Source organism: Methylibium sp. (genome assembly GCF_013817365.1).
In the GTDB taxonomy this organism is placed as follows: Bacteria; Pseudomonadota; Gammaproteobacteria; order Burkholderiales; family Burkholderiaceae_C; genus Methylibium.
Genome location: NZ_JACDCU010000507.1, coordinates 1 through 2,661 on the forward strand (window position 1 = coordinate 1; position 2,661 = coordinate 2,661).

Below are 2,661 nucleotides of genomic sequence, written 5' to 3' on the forward strand. Positions count from 1 at the left end.
CAGAGCCGCAGGTGAACGGCGAGTCGGCGGCCTTCATGGTGATGAACCGCAACAAGCGCTCGATCGCCGTGAATCTCAAGACCGACGGCGGCAAGGAAGTCGTCAAGCGCATGGTGGCCGGTGCCGATGTGCTCACCGAGAACTACCGTCGCGGCGCGCTCGACAAGCTGGGCATCGGCTATGAGGCACTGCGCACCATCAACCCCGCGCTGATCTACTGCTCGATCTCCGGCTACGGCCGCAGCGGCCCGTATGCCGACAAGGGCGGCTTCGACCTCATCGCCCAGGGCGTCTCGGGGCTCATGAGCATCACGGGCGAGCCGGGCGGCCCGCCGGTGAAGTCGGGCAGCCCGATCGCGGACATCAACGCCGGCATCCTGGCGGCGCTGGGCATCGTTGCCGCCTACGTGCACCGGCTCAAGACCGGCGAGGGGCAGCTGGTCGATACCTCGCTGATGGAGGCCGGCATTCACCAGACTTTCTGGCAGTCGGCGATCTATTTCGCCACCGGCACTTCGGCCGGTCCGAGCGGCTCGGCGCACATCCTTACCGCGCCCTACCAGGCCTTTCCTACGAAGGACGGCTGGATCAACATCGGCGGCGCCAACCAGTCGAACTGGGAGCGCATTGCGCAACTGGTCGGGGCGCCGGAGTTGATCGCCGACACGCGTTTCGCGACCAACACCGCACGCATGGCGAATCTGGCGGCGCTCACCGGCATCCTCGGCGAGTTGCTGAAGCGGCGTGGCACGCGCGAGTGGCTGCAGGATTTCGACGCGGCGGGCATCCCGGCTGGGCCGATCAACTCGATTGCCGAGATGGTCAACGATCCGCAGACGCTGGCACGCGAGATGGTGGTCGAGCTCGACCACCCCAAGGCGGGCCGTACGCGGGCCCTGGGCCTGCCGATCAAGTTCAGCGAAACGCCGGGCTCGGTGCGCAGGCCCGCGCCGATGCTGGGCGAGCACAGCCGCGAGATCCTGCGCGAGTACGCCTGGTCGGATGCCGAGGTAGCGGCCCTTGCCGCGCAAGGCGCTGTGCTGCTCGGCGACCAGGAGTAAACCAACCTGCCGCGCGACAGGGCGCCTTCTCCCGCTCGCGGGAGAAGGCGGTGGATGAGGGATCGTCGCCGGTCGCCGACCCTCTTCCGCAAGCGGGAGGGCGCGAGCCGAAACGCGCGTGCTCGTTCAGCGGATGAACCGATCCCACGCGCCGTAGCGGCTGCCGACCGCACCGCGCGGCAAGCTGAGCGCCATGATCGCGAGACCGGCCGCAACGCTCGCCCATGCCGCTCCCGTTCCCGCGCCGTCGAGCAGCCACGGGGCGGCGACCAGCCAGGCACCGAAGGGCACGATCAGGAAACGCAGCGCACGCCCCACTTCGGCCCAGGCGCTGATGGCGAGCACGATGACGAGCGAGCCGACGATGTGGTCGCTGTCGGCCATCGCGCCCTCGGTGCCGAACAGCAGCCGCGTGCACATCAGCGCGACGCCGATCGCGACGCAGGCGTTCAAGGTCCACGGGGCGGTGATGCCGCCGCCGAAGGTGCGGGCGATGAAGCGGCGCGGCGGCTGGTCGAACTCGAAGCTGTGGTCCTGCGTGCCGCCGGCCATCGTGTCACCGTGCCAGAACACGTCCCACAGCGGTCGGCCTGCGCGCCGGCGCTCCCTGAGGAACTGCGCCGTCGCGACGATCTCATCGAGCGAGTAGGGAATCATCACCACCATCGCCGCCGCCGTGATCAGGCACAGACCGCACCAGGTGCCGATCCAGATCGGCTGGATGACGATGAAGAAGATGCTCACGCCGCCCAGCGGCACGACCAGAAAGCCGAACAGCGCCACCATCCACGGCATCGTGCGCCAGCGCCGGCGGCTGCCCATGATCCCCGACAGCGCTTCGAGGATGTAGGCCACTGCGCCGAGTCCCGCGTCGGGCACGGGCCAGGCCTTCGACATCTCGGAGCTGATGACGGCCTCGGTGCCGTCGCCGAAGGCCGGGTCCCAGGCCGCGGGAATGTGGCCGAGCTGGTAGGCGGCCATGTAGCGCGAGAGAAAGAAACCGAACAAGGCGAGCCCGATGATCGGCAGCCGCTGCGTCCAGTCCGACGGTGAATAGTCCCAGCCCGGCGGCACGTCCGGCCCCAGCGCCAGGCCCACCGGGCTCATGCCCGGCATGGGTGGCACCAGGATCGCCAGCGCGATGACCAGCGTGCCGACCAGCGTGTCGTTCACGTACGCGGCCGGGCTCGCCGTCCAGAACACGAGCGGTGCGAACAGCAGCCAGGCGCCGACGAACACGTTGGCCCACTGCGCCCAGCCGAAGCGCGGCGACAGCGACAAACCGCCGAACACCACCAGCAGCACGCCGCTGGCGATGTCGCTCAGCGTCATGCCCGTCTCGTCGCGGTAGCCGAGCGCCGAGGGGCTGGCGATCAGCCACAGGCCGAAGAAGACGATGACGAAATGCGCCCACAAGGTGGCCCTGCGCGCCTGCTCTGCCGCCGCCATGTGGTCGGACAGGGCCTGCTTTTCCGGCTCGTCGAGGGCCGCCTGCTGCTCGGGCTCGACGCCCTCGGGCGAGGTGAGCTTGTTGCGCGCGTACCAGGCGGAAGGATCGGCCTTCATCACCTCCACCAGCCGCGTCAGGCCTTGCGCCAGC

At 69.1% G+C, this 2,661-nt stretch carries 2 protein-coding genes; one reads left to right on the forward strand and one right to left on the reverse strand.

Annotated features, from left to right (window positions below; genetic code table 11):
* The coding region (locus H0W38_RS20555; RefSeq protein WP_292457683.1) for a CoA transferase at positions 1–1,061 on the forward strand (1,061 nt) is incomplete at its 5' end.
* A gap of 126 nt (positions 1,062–1,187) precedes the next feature.
* On the opposite strand, the gene H0W38_RS20560 is transcribed toward H0W38_RS20555, so the two are convergent.
* The coding region (locus H0W38_RS20560) for a vitamin K epoxide reductase family protein (protein ID WP_292457686.1) at positions 1,188–2,661 on the reverse strand (1,474 nt) is incomplete at its 5' end.